Raw genomic sequence first — 18636 nt, forward strand, 5'->3', positions numbered from 1 at the left:
AACGATGCTTCGGTGATGGCGCCACGCGTGATCCCTTGACGCCAAGGGACCACCAAGTTAGGGCCTCTGGGTAATCGACGAACACTCGGCAAAATCAGCAAGGGCTTCCGGTCGATGGACATTTTTTTCAGCGCTGCCAGCCTGACCGCCCTGCTCCAGGTCATCGCCATCGACCTCGTGCTGGCCGGCGACAATGCGATCGTCATCGGCCTTGCCGCTGCCGGCCTGCCGGCTGACCAACGCAAGAAGGCGATCCTCATCGGCGTGATTGCGGCAACGGTGCTGCGCATCGGTTTTGCCGCAATTACCGTCAAGCTGCTGGCGATCGTCGGCCTGCTGCTGGCCGGCGGCATCCTGCTGCTGTGGGTCTGCTGGAAAATGTACCGCGAGCTGCGCACGTCACATGCCGATGAGCTGGAAGCGACCGAGGCGCTGTCGAATTCGGACCTCAACAGTGACCAAGCAGTCGCCGGCAAGTCGAAGCGCAAGACCCTTGGCCAGGCTGCCTTGCAGATTGTCGTCGCCGATGTGTCGATGTCGCTCGACAACGTGCTGGCGGTGGCTGGAGCGGCGCGTGATCATTTTCCGGTGCTGGTCATCGGCCTTGTGCTGTCGATCGCGCTCATGGGGCTGGCTGCGACCTTCATTGCCAAGCTGCTGCATCGCCACCGCTGGATCGCCTATGTCGGCCTGCTGATCATACTCTATGTCGCGCTGGACATGGTCTATCGTGGCGCGGTGGAGGTCTGGCCACATGTGAACAACGTGGTCGGCTGAAGCTGGCGGACATCCGCGTCTTCACTCCGTCGAAGCAAGACCGCCGTGCGTTTTGCCGCATCGCGGGCCTGCCCATACCAATGCCGCAATAAGTGTGGTACTGCGCCGGCAATCCTGAAAAGCCCGGAAACCCTCTATGTCCGCTCCCCGCGTGAGTTTTGTCAGTCTTGGATGCCCGAAGGCCCTCGTGGATTCGGAGCGCATCATCACGCGCCTGCGCGCCGAAGGTTACGAAATCGCGCGCAAGCATGACGGCGCCGACCTCGTCGTCGTCAACACCTGCGGTTTTCTCGATTCCGCCCGAGACGAGTCGCTCAACGCCATCGGCTCCGCGCTTTCGGAAAACGGCCGAGTGATCGTCACCGGTTGCCTGGGCGCCGAGCCGGACGTCATTCGCGAAAAGCACCCGAATGTGCTGGCGATCACCGGGCCGCAGGCCTATGAGAGCGTGATGGCCGCGGTGCATGAGGCCGCACCGCCTTCGCACGATCCCTATATCGATCTCCTGCCGCCGCAGGGTGTCAAGCTGACGCCGCGCCACTACGCCTATCTCAAGATTTCCGAAGGCTGCAACAACCGCTGCACCTTCTGCATCATTCCCGCACTGCGTGGCGACCTCGTCTCGCGGCCGGCGGCAGATGTGCTGCGTGAGGCTGAGAAACTGGCCAAGGCTGGCGTCAAGGAACTTCTGGTCATCTCGCAGGACACCAGCGCCTACGGCATCGACATCAAGTACCAGACGTCGATGTTCGGCGACCGTGAAGTGCGCGCAAAATTCCTCGATCTTTCGGAGGAACTGGGCAAGCTCGGCATCTGGGTGCGCATGCACTATGTCTACCCCTACCCGCATGTCGCCGACGTCATCCCGCTGATGGCGGAGGGCAAGATCCTCCCTTACCTGGATATCCCGTTCCAGCATGCCTCGCCGCAGGTGTTGAAGAACATGCGCCGGCCCGCGCATGGCGAAAAGACGCTCGAGCGCATTCGCGGCTGGCGCGAGGTCTGTCCGGATCTGGCCATCCGCTCGACCTTCATCGTCGGCTTCCCCGGCGAGACGGATGACGATTTCGAGATGCTGCTCGACTGGCTCGATGAAGCCAAGATCGACCGCGCCGGCTGCTTCAAATACGAGCCGGTCCGCGGCGCCCGCTCCAACGATCTCGGTCTCGAACAGGTCCCGCAGGAAATCAAGGAGGCGCGCTGGCACCGCTTCATGCAGCGTCAGCAGAAGATTTCGGCGACACAGCTGGCCAGAAAAGTCGGCAAGCGCCTCCCGGTGCTGATCGACGAGGCGCATGGCACATCGGCACAGGGCCGCACCAAATACGACGCGCCCGAGATCGATGGCTCGGTGCACATCCAGTCGCGTCGTCCGCTGCGCCAAGGCGATATCGTCACCGTCAAGATCGACCGTGCCGACGCCTATGACCTCTATGGTTCGGCGGTCTGACGCCTCGTTCCGCGTAAATTTACTACATCTGGCGATAATCTAGGCCTCTTAACCCGCTCAGCCGCGATCCGCTCTATGGTTTGCCGACCGTAGATGCGGGAAATGCGGATGAACACCAGACCTGCGGAACAAAATTACATTGCGACGCTGGACCTGCTCAGGCTGGTCGCGGCGATGGCTGTCGTGTTCTTCCACTATTTCTTTCGCGGCGCGGCTGCCGAGGGCATTCTGGCTGAGGGTTATCCGCTTGCGGCACCGTTCGCCCTCTACGGCTATCTCGGCGTCAATCTGTTCTTCCTGATCAGCGGTTTCGTCATTGCCTGGTCGGCGGAAAACCGCAGTTGGGACCAGTTTGCGGTCGCGCGGTTCGTTCGCCTCTATCCGGGCTTCCTGCTCTGCATGACGATCACCTTCGCGATTGTCTTCCTTGCCGGGTCGCCGCTGCTTTCGGCCTCTTTCGTTCAGTATGCCGCCAATCTGTCGATGTTCGCGCCGGCGTTCGGCCAGCCCTTCATGGACGGCGTCTACTGGTCGATCGTTCTTGAGCTGGTGTTCTACGGCTGGGTGACGCTGGCGCTGCTCACCGGGCTGTTTCAGAAACGCAAGCTGGAGCTGATCTTGATCTGGCTGGCGATCTCGGCCTTGAACGAGTTCTTCATCGGCAGCGGTGCCGCCAGGCTGCTGTTCATCACCGAGTTTGGACCGTTCTTCGCCGCCGGCGTGCTGGTCCACCACCTGCATGCGCATGGCCGTTCACTGCCTGCAATGCTGCTGCTTGCCGCCGCGTTCCTGATCTCCTGCGGCACGCTGTCGGTGACGCAGCACTGGATGCTTGGCCACTACGGCATTGCCGTTTCGTCGGCCAATCTGGTCATCGCCAACGTCGTCATGCACGCGGCCTTGATCGGTGCGGTGCTGCTGCGCGGCCGTATCAGGGCGTCGGGGCTCACCCTGGCGCTGGGCGGGCTGACCTATCCGCTCTATTTGCTGCACCAGGACATCGGCTATCTCGTCATCAATGCGGCAACGCCCCTTATCGGCAAATGGTTTGCCGCCTTTGGCTGCGGCGCACTTATGCTTTTCGTTTCGTGGGCAATCTGGCGCGCCTGCGAACGACCCGCACAGCGGTTGCTGAGGATTTGGCTCGGCCGCGCGGTCGATGCTGGCCTGGCACGGTTTCGTCGCGTCTCAGCCGGAGCGCAGCCCGCCGAATGAAAAAGGGCGCCTCGCGGCGCCCTCCTCATTTCGATCTCTTGCGCTGCTTACTGCGGCAGCTTGTCGTCGACACCCTTCACATAAAAATTCATGCCGAGCAGCGTGCCGTCATCGGCGACTTCGCCATCCTTCAGCCACAGCGTGCCGTCTTGCTTGGCGATCGGCCCGGTGAAGGGGTTCCAGCCGCCGGCGATCTTCTTCTCGGTGGCCTCCGCCATCGCCTTCACGTCGTCGGGCATGTTGGTGTAGGGGGCGAGCTTGACCGCGCCGTCCTTGATGCCAAGCCAGACATTGTCCGGCTTCCAGGTGCCGTCGAGGGCTGCCTGGACCCGGCTGATGTAATAGGGACCCCATTCGTCGGTAAGCGAGGTCAGCTGCGCGTTCGGCGCGAACTTGATCATGTCGGAGGACTGGCCGAAGCCGTGCAGCTTGCGCTCCTCGGCCACCTGCAGGGCAGCGGTCGAATCGGTGTGCTGGACGATAATGTCGGCACCCTGGTCGAACAGCGCCTTGGCGGCGTCGGCTTCCTTGCCCGGATCGAACCAGGAATTCACCCAGACGATCTTGGCCTTGAAGTTCGGGTTGATCGACTGCGCGCCGAGCATGAAGGAGTTGATGCCCATCACCACTTCCGGGATCGGGAAGGAAACGATGTAGCCGGCAACGCCTGCCTTCGATTCCTTGGCGGCGATCTGGCCGAGCACATAACGGCCTTCATAGAAACGCGCATTGTAGATGCCGAGATTGTCAGATGTCTTGTAGCCGGTGGCGTGCTCGAACATCACCTTCGGGAATTTCTTGGCGACCTTCACTTCCGGGTCCATGAAGCCGAAGGAGGTGCCGAAAATGATCTTGCAGCCTTCGCGTGCCAGGCGCTCGAAAGCGCGGTCGGCGTCGGGGCCTTCCGAGACGTTTTCAAGATAGGCGGTTTCGACCTTGTCGCCGAGCGCCTTCTCCACTTCGAGACGGCCCTGGTCGTGCTGGTAGGAATAGCCAAAATCGCCGATCGGGCCGGTGTAGACCCAGCAGGCCTTCAGCTTGTCCGCGGCCTCGGCCGTCGCTGCCAGCGACATGGCGGCGGTCGTGGTCATCAGGGCAATAAGCAGTTTTTTCATCGTGTTACCTCTCTGAGTTAGCCTTGGAGCTTCCCGTTTGTTTTTGTTGTCAACGATCCGGAACGAATGGCTGCCCCAAGGAAGCCGGCGTGTTCATCATCGTCAGACGCTTGTTGCGCGAGATTAGAACGAGAACCACGACGGTTGCCAGATAGGGCAGCGAAGAAAGGAACTGTGAGGGCACTGGAATGCCAAAAGCCTGTGCATGAAGCTGGCCGATCCACACCGCGCCGAAGATGTAGGCGCCGGCCAGCACCCGCCATGGCCGCCAGGAGGCGAACACCACCAGCGCCAGCGCGATCCAGCCGCGGCCGGCGCTCATGTTCTCCACCCATTGCGGCGTGTAGACCAGCGAGAGATGGCCGCCGGCGAGACCGGCACAGGCGCCGCCGAAGATGACCGCGAGGTATCGGTAGCGGATGACCTTGATGCCAAGCGCATGCGCCGAGGTGTGGCTGTCGCCGATCGAACGCAGCGTCAGCCCGGTGCGGGTCTTGAACAGGAACCACATGACGGCGGCGGTCAGCGCGATCGAAATGTAGAAGATCGGATCCTGGCCAAACAGCAGCCTGCCGACCACAGGGATTTCCGTCAAGCCGGGAATGTCGAGGTTGGGCAGCCTTTCGCCGGGCTGGCCGACGAAGCTGGTGCCCATCATGCCCGACAGGCCAAGGCCGAGCAGCGTCAGCGACAGGCCGGTCGCCACCTGATTGGTGGCCAGCGACAGCGTCATGACGGCAAACAGCAGCGAGAACACCGCGCCCATGGCAATGGCCGCCAAAAGGCCGATCCAGGGCGATCCGGTGAGATAGGTTGCGCCGAAGCCGCCGACGGCGCCCATGATCATCATGCCTTCGACGCCGAGATTGAGTACGCCGGAGCGCTCGACCACCAGCTCACCGATTGCCGCGATCAGCAGCGGCGTTGCCGCGGTGGCGATGGTCAGAAGGATGTTTACGGTGATGTCCATCAACGGGCTTCCTTCAGCTTCGGTGCGGCTTCGAGTTTGGCCACGCCTTCCGGTTTGGTCAGCGCCAGGCCGACCAGGCGAATGCGGTAGTGGATGAGCGTGTCGCAGCCGAGCACGAAGAACAAAAGCATGCCCTGGAACACCCGCGCCACCTTGTCGGAGATGCCGAGCGCGCTCTGCACTGCTTCGCCGCCGAGATAGGTCAGTGCCAGCACCAGTCCGGCGGCAACGATGCCAAGCGGGTTGAGCCGGCCGAGGAACGCCACGATGATGGCGGTGAAGCCGTAGCCGGGCGAAATGACGGGCTGCAGCTGGCCGATGGCGCCCGAGACCTCCGAGATGCCGGCAAGTCCCGCCAGCGCGCCCGACAGCAGGAAGGCGAAGAACACCATCCGGTTGAGGCCGAAGCCGGCGAAGCGTCCTGCCCGCGGGCTCGAGCCCAGCACGCGCACCTCGAAACCTTTCAGCATGCGGCTCATCAGGATCCAGACCAGCACCGCGGCGACCAGCGCGAAGACAAAACCCCAGTTTGCCCGTCCGGCATCCGGCATCAGTTCCGGCAACACGGCCGAATCGTTGAACTGGATGGTCTGCGGGAAGCCATGGCCCTGCGGATCGCGCCAGGGGCCGCGCACCAGCCAGTCAAGGAAAAGTTGCGCGACATAGACCAGCATCAGGCTGGTCAGGATCTCGTTGGTGCCGAAGCGCGTCTTGAGCAGAGCCGGGATCGCCGCATAGGCCGCACCTCCGACCATGCCGAGCAACAGCATCAACGGCAGCACCAGCGGGCCTTCGAACTGCGGAAACAGTACTGGAAGCATCGAGCCAACGATGCCGCCGAGGATGAACTGGCCTTCGGCGCCGATGTTCCAGATGTTGGCCTTGTAGCAAACCGACAGGCCGACGGCGATCAGGATGAGCGGCGCGGCCTTGATCGCCAGCTCATGCAACTGCCAGATTTGGCTGATCGGCTCGATGAAATAGATGTTGAACGCAGTCAGCGGATTGACGCCGAGCAGTGCGAACATGACGGCCCCGGCAATGATGGTCAGCGCGAAGGCGATGAACGGCGACAGGGCCGAAAACAGCATGGAGCGCTGCGGGCGTTTGACGAGTTCGAGGCGCATCATGCCGTCTCCAACGTGTGTTCGGCGTGACCGGGTTCGGCGCCACCCATCAGCAAGCCGACCTTCTCGAAGGTCGCTTCGGCGATCGGCATCGGCTTCGACAACTCGCCATTGTGCATGACCGCGATCGCATCCGATATCTCGAACAGCTCGTCGAGATCCTGGCTGATCACCAGCACCGCCGATCCGCTGCGCGACAACTCGATCAAGGCCTGGCGGATGTGGGCGGCAGCGCCCGCATCGACGCCCCAGGTCGGCTGGTTCACCACCATGACGCTTGGCCGGCGGTCGAGTTCGCGGCCGACGATGAATTTCTGCAGATTGCCGCCCGAAAGAGCCGCGGCCTCCGGATCCGGCGCGCTCTTGCGCACGTCCATCGCCTCGATGATGCGTTGGGACGCGGCCTGGATGGCGGCGCTCTTGACCATTCCGCCGGAACCGACGAACGCCTTGCCGTCGGTGGCATGGCGCGACAGCAGCAGGTTTTCGGAAAGCTTCATGCGCGGTGCGGCACCGTGGCCGAGGCGTTCCTCCGGCACGAAGGCAGCGCCCAGCAGGCGTCGTCCGGTGATGGTGAGGCTTCCCGAATCCTTGCCGCGAATGCGCACCGAGGCGGCATCCTGCTGCAGCACTTCGCCTGAAACGGATTCGAAGAACTCGCCCTGACCATTGCCGGCGACGCCGGCGATGCCGATCACCTCGCTGGCGCGGACGTTCAGGTTGATGCCCCTGAGCGGGATCGAGAACGGCGTTGCCGGTTTGCGGCTGAGATTGCGGATTTCGAGCAGCGGCTGCGCCTTGTCGATGCCCTCGACCGGCGCGCGCACCACGGCCTGCACCTCGTTGCCGACCATCATTCGCGCCAGCGAAGAGGCTGTTTCCTCACGCGGATTGCAATGGCCGACCACCTTGCCGTGGCGCAGCACGGTGGCGCGGTCGCAGATGCGTTTGACCTCTTCGAGCCGGTGCGAGATGTAGAGGATGGATTTGCCTTCCGAGCGCAGGCGCTCCAGCGTCTCGAACAGCTTGTCGGCTTCCTGCGGCGTCAACACCGAGGTCGGTTCGTCCAGGATGATGAGCTGCGGCGTCTGCAGCAGGCAGCGGATGATTTCGATGCGCTGGCGCTCGCCCACCGACAGGTCGCCGACCAGCGATTCAGGGTCGAGCGGCAGGCCATAGCTGAAGGAAAGCGCCCTCGCCTTCGCAGCGATGCTGCTGATCGGTGAGCCGTCGTCCAGCGACAGCGCGATGTTTTCGGCCGCGGTCAGCGCCTCGAACAGCGAAAAATGCTGGAACACCATGCCGATGCCGAGCTTTTTCGCGACGCCCGGGCTGGAAATCCTGACGGCCTGACCGTTCCAGAAGATCTCGCCGGCATTGGGCTCCAGCGAGCCGAAAAGCATCTTGACCAGCGTCGACTTGCCGGCGCCGTTTTCGCCGAGTAAGGCGTGGATCTCACCCCTGGCGATGTCGAGATCGATATGATCGCACGCCGTCAGCGTGCCGAATATCTTGGTGAGGCCACGCACCTCAAGCAGGTTCGTGCCGTCCTGATTTGCACTCACAGTGCCTCCCATCTGGTTAGCCAGACATGTTCTGTGTTCCCGCAGGCATGGTAGGCGCGGCCGGCTCTCATCGGAAAGCGGCACACGTCTTGAAAGAGCTTCAAGAATTTCAGCGGAAATTCAAGGGATAGCAAGGCAGAACGAACTAAGGGATGAGAATGGTCGTCCCTGTGGTCCTGCGGCCCTCGAGGTCGGAATGCGCCTTGCCGGCGTCCTTCAGCGCGTAGCGCTGGTTGATCTTGATCTCGACCGCGCCGCTGAGCACGACCTCGAACAGGGCGGCAGCAGAAGCGTCGAGGTCCTCGCGTTTTGCGTTGTAGACGAACAGTGTCGGCCTTGTTGCGAACAACGAGCCCTTCTGTGCCAGCAACGACATGCTGAACGGCGGTATAGGTCCCGAGGACTGGCCAAAGCTGACGAACATGCCGAGCGGCCGCAGGCAGTCGAGCGAAGCCGGAAACGTGTCGTTGCCGACCGAATCGTAGACGACATCGCATTTCTTGCCGCCGGTGATGGCGGCGACGCCGGCGACGAAATCCTGTTCCTTGTAGTTGATGACGTGATCGAAACCATGCGCCCTGGCGAGCTCGATCTTGTCGGACGAGCTGGCGGTGCCGATGACGGTGGCGCCGAGATGTTTTGCCCATTGGCCGAGGATCAGGCCGACGCCGCCTGCAGCGGCATGGAACAGGATCGTGTCGCCGGCCTTCACCTTGAACGTCCGCCGCAGCAGATATTCCGCGGTCATGCCCTTCAGCATCATCGCTGCGGCCTGTTCGTCGCTGATGCCATCCGGAACCTTGACCACGCGGCTGGCATCGATGACGCGTTCTTGCGCGTAAGCCCCCGTCGTCACGGCATAGGCGATGCGATCGCCCGGATTCAGCCAGTCGACGCCATGGCCGACCTCCAGCACCACGCCGGCGGCTTCGCTGCCTAGCACGAGCGGGAAGCCGCCGGGTGGCGGATAGAGACCGGAGCGATGGTAGACATCGATGAAATTGAGGCCGATCGCGGTGTGCCGGACCAGGATCTGCCCGGATCCAGGCTGGCCGGGATCAGCGTCCTCATAGGTCAGAACTTCCGGGCCGCCATTGGCATGAATGCGGATCGCTTTGGACATTGCTAGGCTTCCTGTGGGCTAGGCTTGTGGGGCCAGGCTCCCTGTGGGAGTGGCCGATCAGGCCTTTTTGGCACCGAGATTGGGAAAGAACTGCATGATGCCACCGATGCAGGCAAGATAAAGCCCGGTGATGGTGATGCCGATCTTGGTGAAGGTGCTGACCTGCTCGCCCAGCACGCCGATCTGATCGTAGAAGGCGGCGAGTGCCGCTTGGGCCAGGGCAAGCGCGCCGAAAGCGCACCACAACAGGGTCATCCCAAGGTTGATGCGCCGCAGCCGCACCACCCGCACCGGGTGGATGAAGTTGATCGGCACGAAAGTCAGGACGCCGGCCACCACCACCACCGCGAACGAAACCCATTGTCCGGGCTCGATGACGAACAGGGTGAACACCACCATGTTCCAGACCACCGGGAATCCCTTGAAGAAATTCTCCTTCGTCTTCATGCCGGTGTCGGCATAGTAGATGGCGCTGGAAACGACGATGATCGCCGCCGACAGGAATGACAGGCCCTCGCCCATGAAGCCGCGCTGATAGAGCGCGAAGGCCGGGATCAGCACGTAGGTCACGTAGTCGATGATGTTGTCGAGCAGTTCGCCCGACCATGTCGGCAGGATCTCCTTGACCTCGAGCTTGCGTGCGATCGGCCCATCGATGCCGTCGACGAACAGGGCCAGCCCGAGCCACCAGAACATTGCGGTCCAGCGCTCTTCACTTGCCGCCACGAGCGACAGGAAGGCCAGGAACGACCCCGAGGCGGTCAAAAGGTGGACGGAGAACGCCCTCGCCTGCGGCCAGGTGACCTTCTTCTTCGGGCGCGGAATCCGGTCCGTGATCTTTTTGGCGGCTTTTCGTGCTGCCAAATTCCTGGCCGTTGTGTTCTTGCTCACGGGCCCCGCCAATCCAGCTTGCAGATTTCGGCCGAACGGCCGGCGAAATTCCAGTTGCGGCCAAAAGCCCGCATCTTGCTCTTGTCGGACCTGGCCACGATGATCTCGGGCGCGATCCAGTATTCCGAATTGCTGATCACCGTATCCTTGTCACGGTCCTTGCCTTGGATGGGTGTGACCGCTCCGTCGATAATCCTGGGTATCTGGAAGATACGCGTTTTGTCACGCGTCTCATAGGTGATCGGCACCTGCTCGACACCGAGGAATTTGCCGACGAGGATTGAGAGCAGCGATGTGGTTCCACCTGCCTTGCCCGTGAAGATCTTTGTCAGCGCCTTGACCGCATAGACAGAGGCGCGGCTGTCGATGAACAGGCCCGCGGTCCAGTTGCCGCGGCTCATATAGCCTGGGATTTCCATGATCAGCCCAAGATTGAGCCCGGACAGATCGACCTCACCGAAATGGCCGGCATCGATGCGAAACCCGGCCCATGTCTGGCAATAGCCTTCGGTCGGCGGATGATTGCCAAGCGAGAGCACGCAAGGGCAAAAAACCGTGCAATTGCAGGAGAGTACGAGCTCTCCCTTCATCGCCCAGCTCTGGTCTGCCATCGATTTTCCCCCACTCACAGCGAGACTACTAGCAGCGCGGCTGCCCAGACAAGCAGTATCGCACCGGCCAGCCGGGTTGGAACCCTGCTGGCCGTTTGTTTTTCGATCAGGGTGAACAGGCCGATCAACGCCATCCAGAAAACGTTCATGATGCCAACGGCGAACATCACCAGCATCAAGGCCCAGCAGCAGCCCAGACACCACAGACCTTGCGCGACACCGAGCCGAAAGATGTTAAGGGGCCTTGCGCTCCAGCTCGCGAAAAGGATCGAGAACGGGTTCTTGCATTTCTTCAGGCAAGCTTCCTTCAGGCCGCTGAACTGGTAGAGGCCGGCAATCAGCAGAGCGAGCGCACCGGCAATGCCGACGACCGGATCGAGAATCCCGGCTGACGAAGCGAATGCATGGACGGCCAAGGTCAGCGCCGCGAACGCAATTGAAGCGGCGAGCCAGACGCTGAGATAGCCGGCGACCAGCAGCAGCGGGTGAACGACCGGTTCGCCCTTGATGCGTGCCGTGTCAGCGATCTCGCAATAGGTGCGTATCATCGGCGCCGCCGAAGGCAGCATCGTCGCGATCGCCATCAGGAACCACATCGAAACGAGCGCGCCGGCCCGCAAGCCGAGACCTGCGTCCAAAGGCACCGGTGAGAGGCACAGCACAAAGAACCGTTCCAGGAAATAGGGCAGCGGCAGTTGCGGCAGGCTGCGAAGGATCGTGTCGCCAGGGGCGCCGACGCCCGCAATCCCTGTCTCAGCCCCGCGGATTGCCATCGCCGCAAGAGACAGCCATGCAAGCAGGATGCAAGCGCCGACAACGACGTTTACCGTCACCCGGGGATTGCGCGCGATGCCGGCCACGGCGCGGCCGGCGCGGTCGAGATGGCTGAAGTCGTCCTGCTGACCGGTCATGACATCCGAATGGGCCGAATCGCCGCGTTGATCAAGCGGCATGATCTGACCTATATGCTGATCGAACGGCAGGTCGGGTGGACCGCCTCGCATTGCAAGCCGGAAGCCGATCTTGGAGCATCAGCAAACTGCGCGGATACTGGTTGCCGGCACGGGGCCGGCAGGGCTGATCGCGGCACTGGGTTTTGCCGCCGAAGGTTTCCCGGTGACACTGGTCGGGCCGGAGGTTACCGCCCCCGATGGTCGCACGACGGCCCTGATGAACCCTGCCTTGAAAGTGCTCGACCGGCTCGGCGTGCTCGAAGCCGTCATATCCAAGGCGGCGCCTCTGAAAGTGATGCGCATCGTCGACGCCACCAGCCGGCTGATCCGCAGCCCGGTCGTCACCTTCCGTGCCAGCGAGATCGACGAGGATGAATTCGGGCTGAACCTTCCCAACAGCGTCCTCACCCCGGCACTCGCCGGCGCCGTTGCCGCGCATGCCGGCATCGACTGGCTGAGGTCGATGGTGGCGAACTGGCATCTCGATGCCGAGCACGTCCGTGCCGTCCTGACCGACGGCAGCACGGTCGACGCAGCGCTGGCGGTCGCCGCCGATGGGCGGTTGTCACCAGCGCGCCAGGCAGCCGGCATCTCGACTTCGGCCCGCTCCTATCCGCAGGCAGCTCTCGTCCTCAATTTCGGCCATAGCGGCGACCACGCCTTCACCTCGACCGAATTCCACACCGAGACCGGTCCGTTCACGCAGGTCCCGCTGCCCGGCAATCGCTCCAGCCTGGTCTGGGTGGTCAAGCCCGAGACCGCGACCGAGCTCGCCGCGCTGGACGATGCGACACTTTCTCAGCGGGTCGAACAGCAGATGCAGTCGATGCTGGGCCGGGTGGCTGTCGAGCCGGGCCGGCAGATCTACCCGCTATCGGCGGTGACGCCGCTGCGTTTCGCAAGGGATCGGGTGGCGCTGGTCGGCGAAGCCGCCCATGTGTTTCCGCCGATCGGTGCGCAAGGCCTCAACCTCGGCATCAGAGACGTCGACGATCTAATTGGAATCGCATGTGAAAATCGATCCGATCCGGGCGCAGCCAAGGCGCTTGCAGCCTACGATTTCAAGCGCCGCCCCGACATTCTGGCGCGCAGCAGCGCGGTCAACCTGCTCAACATGTCGCTGCTTTCCGACATGCTGCCGGCGCAGATGGCCCGCGTTGCCGGGCTCGGCGTGCTCGGAGGCTTCGCGCCGCTTCGGGCTTTTTTCATGCGCGAGGGGCTTCGTCCCGGCAGTGGTTTTGCCGCGCTTGCCGGCGGATTAGGGAAACAGGTCCGGCGCTAGGATATTGTGCCGGATCAGGTAGAGCAGCCCGGTAACGGTCACGACCGACAGGCAGGTTGTGATCAGCACACTGGCCGACGCTCGCTGTACCCAGACGCCATACTGCTGGGCGATGACGAAGACGTTCGTGGCGGTCGGCAATGCGGCCAGAAGCACCGCCGAGAAGACCCATGTCTCAGAGAAATTGCCGATCCAGCTCAGCACGACATAACAGAGCAACGGGTGCAGGATCAGCTTCAGCGCGGCGATCGGAACCATCTCATGCGGGACGCGATTGAGCGGCCTGAGCGCCAGCGTGACGCCCATGGCAAACAGCGCGCAAGGTGCGGCCGCACGGGAAAGATATTCTAGAAATCGCTCCACCGGCACGGGCGGTCGAAAGCCGATATAGGCGGCGCCGACACCCAGGGTGGTTGCGATGATGAACGGATGCAGCACGATCTTGCGCACGACGCCGAGCGCAAGCCGGAGAGGAGTGGTCTTCTCGTCGCCAGACAGCGCCATCATCATGGGCGCGATGGCGAAATGCATGATGTTCTCGAAACAGAAGATCAAGGCGACCGGCACAGCCGCCTCCTCGCCGAAGGCCAGCAGCGCCAGCCCCGGCCCCATATAGCCGATATTGCAATAGGCAGCCGCGAGCGCCTTGATGGTCGATTGCGCTATCTCGCCGCGCGACGTCAGGACCGACCCCATGAACATCAAGGAAAATATCATGAAGGTCGAGACGACCGAACCGAAGATGAAGCGCCATTCCGTCAGGTCTTCAAACGGCGTCTTGGCAAGCAGCTGGAAGAAAAGTGCCGGCAGCGCGACATAGACGATGAACGTGTTCATCCAGCCGAGCGCGTCCAGCGGCTGCCTGGTGATGCGCGCCACCAGAAACCCGACAAAAATCAAGCCGAAGAACGGAAGAACAAGACCGATGACGTCAGACATTTTTATGCTGGTCCGAAACCCTGGCGCCGGGCTAGCCCGTTGCTTAATAGGGCGTCAAGCGCCTCGGGATTGAATTGATGCGCGGTCTGCGCCAAATAAGCTCAAGGAATTGAGTGGTGAGTACGATGAAAACAGCCAAATTCGCAATCGGACAGGTGGTTCGCCACCGGCTGTTTCCATTCAGGGGCATCATTTTCGATGTCGATCCGCAATTCGCCAACACCGACGAATGGTACGAAGCCATCCCCGCCGACGTGCGGCCGCGCAAGGATCAGCCTTTCTATCATCTGCTCGCCGAGAATTCGGAGACCGAATACATCGCCTACGTCTCCGAGCAGAATCTGCTTGAGGATCAGTCGGGTGAGCCGGTCCGGCATCCGCAGATCAAAGAGATGTTCGACAAGAGGCCGGACGGCGGCTACCAGCCGAAACGGCAGTCCACGCATTAGCCTACTGGAAGACAATCACAAAAAAAGCGGGGCATGAACCCCGCTTTTTTGTTGGCTCGGCGATATCGGCCGATCAGTTGGCGGTCTTCGCCTTGTCCTGCTCTTCCTTGAGCTTCTTGGCGAAATCCTGGTTGTTCTTGGCGACGAAGTCCTGAAGCTTCTTCTGCCTGTCCTCGATGTCCGACTGCTGCAGCGCCGGGCCGTCATAGGCGCCGCTGAAGCCCTGCAGGGCGATCTTGATCGGATTGGGCTGGTTCTGGAAATTGACGGAAGTCAGCGTGATCGCCTGGCCTTTCTTGAATGCCGCGACGAGCTGATCGGTCAGCGGCACTTCGGCCACGCAACGATCCGGGAAGCAAATCACATAGTCGAGCTTCTGCGCCTTGCCGGTGTCGATCTGCAGGCCGATGCCGGGAGGCACCAGACGGCCGGTCGGAACCGTCACCTGGAACACCTTGCGGTTCACCTTGCCCTTGAGCTCGATCAGGCTGACGCCGGTGACCAGCTGGCCATTGCCGGCAGTGGTGATGTTCTGGACGTTGCAGATGTCGACATCTTCCTGCTTGGTGCAGGCCTTGAACCAGCCTTGCGGAATCTGCTGCTGCTGCTGTGCGGAAGCGGCGGGAAGTCCTGCGCCGAGAAAGCCGACCACGCCAGCGGCCATGACCGACAGGCGGTACGCGTTGCTGTTCAGGCTCGTCATGTCGTGCACTTCCTCTCAAATGATCCCGGGACCGGCTTCTTCGTGCCGTGTGGTCCAGCTACCTGTTGCCGAAATGAGGCAACAGAATGACTTCGGAGGGCGTGTTACACTGCAAGCGAGGCCGAATCCAGCCCGGCGCCTGCGATTCTTGGCCGTGCGATTTGGGCCGTGCGATTTGGGCTGATGTATCTGGCCGGAGCGCGGTGGCGCCATGCTAGGGTGCAGTCCGAATCATCAAGCCGCCCAGTAAGGAGACGGTCATGGGCCGCGTTCTTGTTTGGCTGATCACCGCGATATCGTTTCTCGCCCTTTCGCATCAGCCGGCCGCATCGGAGCCGAAGCACGCCATCGCCATGCAGGGCGAGCCGGCGCTGCCGCCCGACTATACGCATTTCAACTACGTCAATCCCGACGCGCCGAAGGGTGGCTCGATCACCTATTGCGTCGTCGGCAGCTTCGACAATCTCAACCCTTTCATCCTCAAGAGCCTGCGCACCACGGCGCGCGGCATGATGGATACGATCTTCGGCAATCTGGTCTTCGAGCCGTTGATGCAGCGCAATGCCGACGAGGCTTTCACGCTCTACGGTTTGTTGGCCGACAGCGCCGACATGGATCCGGAGCGCAAGAGCATCGAGTTCCATCTCAATCCGAGGGCCAAATGGTCGGACGGTCAGCCGGTGACGCCGGAGGACGTGCTGTTCAGTTATGATGTCTACACCGACAAAGGCCGCCCGCCTTACAGCGACCGCATGGCCAGGGTCGCCAAGCTCGAAAAGACCGGCGACCACAGCGTGCGTTTCACCTTCAACGACAAGGCCGATCGCGAATTCCCGCTGATCATCGCGCTGACCCCGATCATCCCGAAGCACGCCTTCGACAAGGAGACTTTCGACAGGACGACGCTCAAGCCGGTGATCGGCAGCGGTCCGTATACGATCGCGCAGGTGCAGCCAGGCCAGCGCATCGTCTTCAAGCGCAACCCGGACTATTGGGGCAAGGATGTCCCCGCCAAGCGCGGTTTCGACAATTACGACCAGATCACCATCGAGTATTTCCTCAACGCCAACGCCAAGCTCGAAGCGTTCAAGAAAGGCCTCTGCGCCATCGATGACGACAGCGATCCGGTGAAGCGCGAGCGCGATCTCGATTTTCCGGCCTTCCACAAGGGGGACGTGATCGCCGAAACCTTCGACACCGGCATTCCGCCGGTGGTGACCGGTTTCCTGTTCAACACGCGGTTGCCGAAATTCGCCAACCCGGTCGTGCGGCGCGCGCTCGGCATGCTCTACGACTTCGAATGGGCCAACAAGAACCTGTTCGGCGGCAAATACACGCGCACGATGAGTTACTGGCAGAATTCCGAGCTTTCCGCGCTCGGCCATCCGGCCGACGACAGGGAGAAAGCGCTTCTGGCGCCCTACTCCGGCCGCGTGCCGGCCGATGTCATGGACGGCACATGGCGGCCGCCGGTGACCGACGGATCGGGCCAGGATCGGCGCGTCTTGAAGGCAGCTTTCGATCTTTTGAAAAGTGTCGGCTACCACGTGCAGAACGGAACGATGCTCGATTCCGAAGGCAAACCCTTCGGCTTCGAGATCCTGACCGCTTCGCAGGACGAGGAGCGCCTTGCCGGCATCTACCAGCGCACGCTGGAGAAGATCGGCATCAATCTCACCATTCGCAGCCTCGACGGCGATCAGATCCAGTCGCGCAAGCAGCGCTTCGATTTCGAGGTCTTGGTCGGATCGAGCGGCTTCAACAATTCGTTGTCACCCGGCATTGAGCAGAGCGGGCGCTGGAGTTCGACTGCCGCCCGGACGGAAGGCTCGTTCAATCTCGCCGGCGTCGCCGATCCGGCTGTGGACGCGGCAATCGAGGCGATGCTGCGCGCCCGCTCCAAGGAGGATTATGTTGCCGCCGTTCGCGTTCTCGACCGGCTGCTGATCTCCGGCAACTACATGGTGCCGATGCAGTACAACACGCAGCAATGGATCGCCTACTGGAACTACCTGGAACATCCGCAAAAGACGCCCATATTCGGATATCAACTGCCAACATGGTGGCGCAAACCCAACTGAGGGATCAGGAGATCGAGATGAGCGAATTGAACGCCATCACCGTCGATGTGGTGTCCGATGTCGTCTGCCCCTGGTGCTTCATCGGCCAGAAGCGGCTCGACAGGGCAATCGCCGCCGTCGGCGATGTCGACGTGCATGTCCGCTGGCGGCCGTTCCAGCTCGATCCGACCATTCCGCCCGAAGGCAAGGACCGGCGCGAATACATGCTGGCAAAATTCGGCAGCGACGAGCGCATCCGCGAAATTCACGCCCGCATCGAGCCGCTGGGCGAAGCGGAAGACATTTCCTTTGCCTTCGACGCCATCAAGGTGGCGCCGAACACGCTGGATGCGCACCGGCTGATCCGCTGGGCAGGGGCCGCCGGCGAAGCCATTCAGAACAGGCTTGTACGGCGGCTGTTCCAGCTGAATTTCGAGGAAGGCGCCAACATTGGCGATCATGCCGTGCTGGTCGAGGCGGCGCGCGAGGCCGGCATGGATGCGTCCGTGGTCGCCTCGCTTTTGCCGACCGAGGCCGATGTCGAGGCGGTGCGCACCGAGATCGCCACCGCGTCGCGCATGGGCATTTCTGGCGTGCCGTGCTTCCTGCTCGAGGACAAATACGCCGTCATGGGCGCGCAGGATGCCGATACGCTGGCCGATGCCATTCGCCAGGTGGCGGCCGCCAAGGCGCGCGGCGAACTGGACAAGGCCGGCTGAGGCCGGCCGGCCTCTCCTCTCCGCGACAGCGGCAGACGTTACTTCGCCGTCGCCTTGGCCTTGCTGATGAAAAATCCATGGCCGTTCGTGGCCGTGCAGGTCAGTCCCTTGGTTGACGACTGGCACGAGAACGGCCCGGCGCTCCAGCTGTTGCCGTAGCCAAGCTTATCGACATCGCTGCAGCAGCCCTGCTCGCCTGGGTTCTTGATCAGCGTTGCTGGCCCCTTCGGACCCAGGATAATCGTAAGGTAGCTCGGCTCGACGCGCGAGCAGCTCAGTTCCGGGCCGCCATCCCTCGGCTCATAGGTGCCGGTGCCGCCTTTGGGCGTGTAGATGCAGCCGATGTTGCCGGACGGCGTGTTGAACTCGATCTGGCCCTCGGCGCTGGCCGGAATGCTTTGCTCGCCGGCATGCGCCAAAGGTACAAAGGCAAAGAGGGACAGGATTGCGGCCGCGCGTGCAAGCATTGGGAGCTTCCTTATTGGAGAACCGGACATGCATGAGTGTCGCCGATGCCGGGCAAGGTTCAATCCCAGGCGGATGAATTGTCAAACGCAGTCCCTCAGCCGATCCGACAAGACGGAACGCGCCGCTCGATCGATTCTCTCGTCAATTCCTGCCCCCGGCAGGGATGACCACGGCAATCCTGGCGAGTCACGAGCCGCAGATTTTCGAGCTCTTTGAGCC

18 protein-coding genes are annotated in these 18636 nt (G+C 62.2%); 7 read left to right on the top strand and 11 right to left on the bottom strand.

Translation table 11 applies throughout. The features are described from left to right. Positions 1-114: 114 nt before the first annotated feature. The 3 genes from A9K65_RS20435 (at position 115) to A9K65_RS20445 (ending at position 3442) form a co-directional block, all read left to right on the top strand. Entirely contained in the window at positions 115-777 is a 663-nt protein-coding gene (locus tag A9K65_RS20435; protein WP_013531644.1) for a TerC family protein, read from the top strand. Between the two features lie 136 nt (positions 778-913). Beyond that, positions 914-2227, top strand: a complete 1314-nt coding sequence (gene rimO, locus A9K65_RS20440; protein WP_064993202.1) for a 30S ribosomal protein S12 methylthiotransferase RimO — start codon at positions 914-916, stop codon at positions 2225-2227. 108 nt (positions 2228-2335) lie between these two features. Further along, positions 2336-3442, top strand: coding sequence for an acyltransferase (locus A9K65_RS20445; protein ID WP_063168007.1), 1107 nt, complete (start codon positions 2336-2338; stop codon positions 3440-3442). Between the two features lie 47 nt (positions 3443-3489). On the opposite strand, the gene A9K65_RS20450 is transcribed toward A9K65_RS20445, so the two are convergent. From A9K65_RS20450 to A9K65_RS20485, 8 genes are all read right to left on the bottom strand, one after another. Beyond that, on the bottom strand, positions 3490-4557 hold the full coding sequence (locus tag A9K65_RS20450) for a BMP family ABC transporter substrate-binding protein (RefSeq protein ID WP_064993201.1): 1068 nt from the start codon (positions 4555-4557) through the stop codon (positions 3490-3492). 49 nt (positions 4558-4606) lie between these two features. Continuing rightward, complete coding sequence (locus A9K65_RS20455) at positions 4607-5527, bottom strand: ABC transporter permease (protein WP_024503273.1); 921 nt, start codon at positions 5525-5527, stop codon at positions 4607-4609. Further along, positions 5527-6657 carry an ABC transporter permease gene (locus A9K65_RS20460; protein ID WP_013531649.1) on the bottom strand — a complete coding sequence of 377 codons (1131 nt, stop codon included), beginning with the start codon at positions 6655-6657 and terminating at the stop codon, positions 5527-5529. The genes A9K65_RS20455 and A9K65_RS20460 overlap by 1 nt, the downstream gene beginning before the upstream one ends. Further along, positions 6654-8231, bottom strand: coding sequence for an ABC transporter ATP-binding protein (locus A9K65_RS20465; RefSeq protein WP_064993200.1), 1578 nt, complete (start codon positions 8229-8231; stop codon positions 6654-6656). The genes A9K65_RS20460 and A9K65_RS20465 overlap by 4 nt, the downstream gene beginning before the upstream one ends. A 133-nt stretch (positions 8232-8364) precedes the next feature. Further along, positions 8365-9342 (bottom strand): quinone oxidoreductase, encoded by a 978-nt coding sequence (locus A9K65_RS20470; RefSeq protein WP_064993199.1) that lies wholly within the window; start codon positions 9340-9342, stop codon positions 8365-8367. A gap of 57 nt (positions 9343-9399) precedes the next feature. Continuing rightward, complete coding sequence (gene pcsA / locus A9K65_RS20475; protein WP_024503276.1) at positions 9400-10206, bottom strand: phosphatidylcholine synthase; 807 nt, start codon at positions 10204-10206, stop codon at positions 9400-9402. A gap of 23 nt (positions 10207-10229) precedes the next feature. Continuing rightward, positions 10230-10844, bottom strand: coding sequence for a DUF1326 domain-containing protein (locus A9K65_RS20480; protein ID WP_013531653.1), 615 nt, complete (start codon positions 10842-10844; stop codon positions 10230-10232). 14 nt (positions 10845-10858) lie between these two features. Further along, the gene (locus tag A9K65_RS20485) at positions 10859-11797 is read right to left on the bottom strand and encodes a DUF2182 domain-containing protein (protein ID WP_084015658.1); all 939 of its coding nucleotides are present in this window, start codon (positions 11795-11797) and stop codon (positions 10859-10861) included. A 70-nt stretch (positions 11798-11867) separates the two neighbouring features. Between A9K65_RS20485 and A9K65_RS20490 the strand changes: the two genes are divergently transcribed. Further along, positions 11868-13079 carry a UbiH/UbiF family hydroxylase gene (locus A9K65_RS20490; protein ID WP_063172148.1) on the top strand — a complete coding sequence of 404 codons (1212 nt, stop codon included), beginning with the start codon at positions 11868-11870 and terminating at the stop codon, positions 13077-13079. Here A9K65_RS20490 and A9K65_RS20495 read toward each other — a convergent pair. Then, positions 13056-14018 (bottom strand): AEC family transporter, encoded by a 963-nt coding sequence (locus A9K65_RS20495; RefSeq protein WP_064993198.1) that lies wholly within the window; start codon positions 14016-14018, stop codon positions 13056-13058. The genes A9K65_RS20490 and A9K65_RS20495 overlap by 24 nt on opposite strands. A 125-nt stretch (positions 14019-14143) precedes the next feature. On the opposite strand from A9K65_RS20495, the gene hspQ reads away from it, so the two are divergent. Continuing rightward, positions 14144-14467, top strand: coding sequence for a heat shock protein HspQ (hspQ, locus tag A9K65_RS20500; protein WP_027161605.1), 324 nt, complete (start codon positions 14144-14146; stop codon positions 14465-14467). Positions 14468-14540: 73 nt separating this feature from the next. On the opposite strand, the gene A9K65_RS20505 is transcribed toward hspQ, so the two are convergent. Continuing rightward, positions 14541-15170, bottom strand: a complete 630-nt coding sequence (locus A9K65_RS20505; RefSeq protein WP_013531658.1) for an invasion associated locus B family protein — start codon at positions 15168-15170, stop codon at positions 14541-14543. Positions 15171-15430: 260 nt separating this feature from the next. Here A9K65_RS20505 and A9K65_RS20510 point away from each other — a divergent pair, with 260 nt between their 5' ends. Together A9K65_RS20510 and A9K65_RS20515 are read left to right on the top strand one after the other, a co-directional pair. Then, entirely contained in the window at positions 15431-17251 is a 1821-nt protein-coding gene (locus A9K65_RS20510; RefSeq protein ID WP_064993197.1) for an extracellular solute-binding protein, read from the top strand. Positions 17252-17268: 17 nt separating this feature from the next. After that, the gene (locus A9K65_RS20515) at positions 17269-17949 is read left to right on the top strand and encodes a DsbA family protein (RefSeq protein ID WP_064993232.1); all 681 of its coding nucleotides are present in this window, start codon (positions 17269-17271) and stop codon (positions 17947-17949) included. A 38-nt stretch (positions 17950-17987) separates the two neighbouring features. Here the strand turns inward: A9K65_RS20515 and A9K65_RS20520 are convergent, their stop codons facing one another. Continuing rightward, complete coding sequence (locus A9K65_RS20520; RefSeq protein ID WP_024503284.1) at positions 17988-18416, bottom strand: hypothetical protein; 429 nt, start codon at positions 18414-18416, stop codon at positions 17988-17990. Positions 18417-18636: the final 220 nt, after the last annotated feature.

The sequence above is a fragment of the Mesorhizobium sp. WSM1497 genome (assembly GCF_001672455.2).
GTDB lineage: Bacteria > Pseudomonadota > Alphaproteobacteria > Rhizobiales > Rhizobiaceae > Mesorhizobium > Mesorhizobium ciceri.